Below are 3519 nucleotides of genomic sequence, written 5' to 3' on the forward strand. Positions count from 1 at the left end.
CCAGCGGCGTCGGCCGCGCGCTCGACCACTTCGCCGACTTCAGCTTCGTCGACGGCGGCCTGTTCGCCGCCGCCGCGCGCGGCGCGGTGCCGTGGGTCCTGCCGGTGCTGGTGGCGCTCGCGTTCGCGCAGTACGTGATCGACTCGTACTGGCTGCACCGCGCCGGGCAGCTGCGCATGAGCGCGCTGGGGCGCTGGAACGGGGTGTTCTACTTCGTGCCGCTGGGCGGGGCGCTGCTCGTCGCGCTCGGCGCCGAGTCGCTGGCCGGGCCGACCCGCTGGGTCGCGTTTCTGCTCGCGCTCACGACCCTGGCCTCGATCGCCGACCGCGCGCTGTCGCTGCGCCGGCCCGCGAGCGCGGTGTGAGGCGCGCGGCCGTACTCGCCGGCGCGGCGCTCCTGGCCGCGGCCTGTGCGACCGCTCCAGCGTCGGCGCCGCCCGGCCGCCCCGCGCCCGCCGCCGAAGCGCCCGGCTACAGGGCGTTGACCCCGCAGGGCGTGCCGCTCGTGTTCGACCCCAAGCTGCAGCTCTTCGCCGTGCCGTCGGCGCCGGGCGCGTACTGGCTCGACGGCCGCTACTACCGGCGCGCCGCCGGCGGGGTCGAGTGCGCGGCCGCGCTCGAGGGTCCGTGGCAGGCGTGCCCTGCCGGCGAGCTGCCGGAGAAGCTCCGCTAGCAACCCGCCCGCTATGTTCGCCGCATGACTCGCGTCTTCCTCACCACCGGCGCTCTGCTCGTCCTCTCGAACACCTTCATGACGTTCGCCTGGTACGCGCACCTGCGGAACCTGGCCGACCGGCCCTGGTGGATCGCGGCGCTCGTCAGCTGGGGCATCGCGCTGTTCGAATACCTGCTCCAGGTCCCTGCGAACCGGATCGGCTACACCGCGCTGACCCTGCCGCAGCTGAAGATCCTGCAGGAGGTCATCACGCTGCTGGTCTTCGTGCCGTTCTCGATCGTCTACATGCAGAGCCCCGTGAAGCTCGATTTCCTGTGGTCGGGGCTGTGCATGCTCGGGGCGGTGTACTTCATGTTCCGCGCGTGAGGCGTATACTGCGGGGAGACCCGCACTCGTGCACAGGAGGAGCGGATGGACGTTCAGAAGCTGCTTCGCAACCCGAGATTCCGCCTGGCCCGAGACCCCGCGCCCGACCCGACTACGGTGAAGCAGTTTCAGGAACACGCCCCGCCGAACCTGCCTCGGACCTACGTGCGCTTCATGGAAGCGTGCAGCTGCGCGCGCGGGAAGATCCCGTACGACACGGGCTACATCGAGTTCTTCCCGCTCGAGCGCGTGCTCGACGAGAACCGCCAGCACGGCATCGCGAGCAGCCTGAAGGGCTTCTTCGCCTTCGGCTCGGACGGCGCGGACGAGCTCTTCGTCTTCGACCTGCGCAAGGAGGACGGCGCGCCGGTCTGCTCGGTGAACGCGAAGGCGCCGAGTGCCGCGAGCGTCGCGCCCATCACGAACAGCTTCTCGGAGTTCCTCGAAGGCATCGTGATGATGGGCGGGGCCTAGGGCGAGCGGCCTAGCGCTCCATCAGCTCGCGGTAGGCGCGGCGCAGGAAGCACAGCCCGATCGCCGCGTTGAAGAACACGAAGAAGTTGTGCTGCACGAAGCCGAAGATCGACGCGGCGCCGGCGTAGCTCGAGAACAGCACGACCCACAGCGTGACCGCGACGGCGCGCATCGGCGTGGGAAAGGCCGCGCCGAAGAACACGACCGGCACGTAGCCCATCATCTGGCGCAGGCTCACTTCGATCCCGAAGAGGTGAGCCGCCGCAGTGTACACCACGACGGCCACCACGATCGAGGGCGCCCGGATCGCGATGATCACCAGGTAGTGCCACGGCCGCGCCTGGCGGAAGGCGCGGAAGATCGCGCGCTCGCGCAGCTGCGCCCCGACACCGAGCTTCCCCGCGAAGAACGCGGTGAGCAGCGCGAAGAGCACCGCCCCCGCGGCGGCGAGCCACGGGATGAGGTCGAACTCGTGCGGCAGCGCGTCGTGCGCGATCCCCCAGCCGAGCGTCGCCCACGACAGGAGCGAGTACACCTCGCAGACCATGATGAACAGCATGCTCGAACCGATCTCCCAGCCCGGGATGCCGTGGCGCCGGTTCATGTAGAGGGCGATCGCGCCCTTGCCGACCTGCTCGTTGAGGATCGAGATGATGTATGCCGAGGCGCGGATCGGCAGCACGTCGCGGTAGCGGACCGGCGCGTTGAACCAGTTGATCGCGCGCCAGACCACCGCGGTGTCGATCACCAGGTACAGCAGCGAGTAGGGGATCATCAGGGCGAGCCACGGCCCCCAGCGCACGGCGTCGAGCACCTGGCGCATGTAGGTGGCCACGTCCTGGCCGTTGCGCGCGGCCGTGCCCTCGATCCGGCGCCACAGGAAGTAGAAGCAGAGCGCGGTGACGAGCCACGGCGCGAGCTTCTGCCAGAGCGGCGCCGCGCGGCGCGGCCGGGCGTCCTGCGCGGCTTCGCTCAAGCGGCGGCCTCGAGCTCGAGCGTGCGCTCGAGCGTGGCGTCGAGGGGCGTGAGCGCGACGCCGAGCGCCTTTGCGGCGGGCTGCGGGTCGAGGCAGACGTCGTCGAGGATCACGTCGAGCACGTCGGGCGAGAAGCCGGGGCCGAGCAGCTTCTCGCGCAGCCCGCAGGCGAGCCGTGCGAACGCGGCGGGCAGGGGCACCACGACCGGCGCCTTGCCGCGCAGGCGCGCGCAGCGCGACAGGAGCTCGCGCCGCGAGAGCGACTCGGGGCCGACCAGGTCGTAGGCGGCGTCGCGCGCGCAGTCGGGATCGAGCCCGGCGTTGAGCGCGGCTTCGGCGACGTCGCGCGCGTCGGCGGGCTGCTCCAGGTTCCCGCCGCCTGCGAGCAGGAACGCCACCGGCAGCTTGGTCTCCTTGGCCAGCACGTGCGAGCCGATGCTATCGCAGGCCAGCAGCAGCGGGCAGCGCACGATGGTGTAGGCGAGCCCGCTCGCGCGCGTCACCTCCTCGGCGCGGCCCTTGCTCGCGTAGTACGCGTTGGCCGACCTCGCGTCCGCGAACAGCGCCGAGACCAGCACGAGCTTCGCCGCGCCGGCCGCGCGGGCGGCGGCGCAGATCGCGCGGGTCGTCTCCACGTTCGCGCCCTCGTAGCCCTCGTCCTTGGTCGGGATCAGGATCCCGGCGAGGTGCAGGACGCCCTGGGCGCCGGCGCAGGCGGCGGCGAGGCCGGCGGCGTCGCTCCAGGCCACGCGCGCGACCCGCACGCGCTCCGACGCGAGCGGCGCGAGCTGGGCCGCCGCGCGCGCCGAGCGCACGAGCGCGACGAGCTCGACCTCCGGCCGCGCGAGCGCGCGCTCGAGCAACACGCGTCCGAGCGCTCCGTTCGCACCGGTCACGACGAGCTTCGGCATGCCTAGACGAATTTTCCGCGCCCGACGATCGGCCACACCGCCTCGACCCGGTCGCCGCGCGCGGCGTAGTAGCGCTCGTGCAGGTTGATGGTGGTGTCGCCGTGGCTCGGCAGGAT

At 71.8% G+C, this 3519-nt stretch carries 6 protein-coding genes; 4 read left to right on the forward strand and 2 right to left on the reverse strand.

Annotated elements, in window-relative coordinates; genetic code table 11:
- The 4 genes from VMR86_05795 to VMR86_05810 form a co-directional block, all read left to right on the forward strand.
- The coding region (locus tag VMR86_05795) for a hypothetical protein (protein ID HTO06553.1) at nt 1-365 on the forward strand (365 nt) is incomplete at its 5' end.
- Complete coding sequence (locus tag VMR86_05800) at nt 362-673, forward strand: hypothetical protein (protein HTO06554.1); 312 nt, start codon at nt 362-364, stop codon at nt 671-673. The genes VMR86_05795 and VMR86_05800, both read left to right, overlap by 4 nt.
- 24 nt (nt 674-697) lie before the next feature.
- Complete coding sequence (locus VMR86_05805; GenBank protein ID HTO06555.1) at nt 698-1042, forward strand: DMT family protein; 345 nt, start codon at nt 698-700, stop codon at nt 1040-1042.
- Nucleotides 1043-1087: 45 nt separating this feature from the next.
- The gene (locus VMR86_05810) at nt 1088-1516 is read left to right on the forward strand and encodes an SMI1/KNR4 family protein (GenBank protein HTO06556.1); all 429 of its coding nucleotides are present in this window, start codon (nt 1088-1090) and stop codon (nt 1514-1516) included.
- 10 nt (nt 1517-1526) lie between these two features.
- On the opposite strand, the gene VMR86_05815 is transcribed toward VMR86_05810, so the two are convergent.
- Nucleotides 1527-2492 carry a hypothetical protein gene (locus tag VMR86_05815; GenBank protein HTO06557.1) on the reverse strand — a complete coding sequence of 322 codons (966 nt, stop codon included), beginning with the start codon at nt 2490-2492 and terminating at the stop codon, nt 1527-1529.
- Nucleotides 2489-3403, reverse strand: coding sequence for an NAD(P)H-binding protein (locus VMR86_05820; protein ID HTO06558.1), 915 nt, complete (start codon nt 3401-3403; stop codon nt 2489-2491). Before VMR86_05820 ends, VMR86_05815 begins: the two co-directional genes overlap by 4 nt.
- Nucleotides 3404-3519 lie beyond the last annotated feature (116 nt).

The sequence above is a fragment of the Myxococcota bacterium genome, assembly GCA_035498015.1.
Taxonomy (GTDB): domain Bacteria; phylum Myxococcota_A; class UBA9160; order SZUA-336; family SZUA-336; genus VGRW01.

What these genes read in the sequence shown, in the direction of transcription:
- VMR86_05820 (HTO06558.1), bottom strand. Translation starts at nt 3,403, where the DNA reads ATGCCGAAGCTCGTCGTGACCGGTGCGAACGGAGCGCTCGGACGCGTG.
- VMR86_05805 (HTO06555.1), top strand. Translation starts at nt 698, where the DNA reads ATGACTCGCGTCTTCCTCACCACCGGCGCTCTGCTCGTCCTCTCGAAC.
- VMR86_05810 (HTO06556.1), top strand. Translation starts at nt 1,088, where the DNA reads ATGGACGTTCAGAAGCTGCTTCGCAACCCGAGATTCCGCCTGGCCCGA.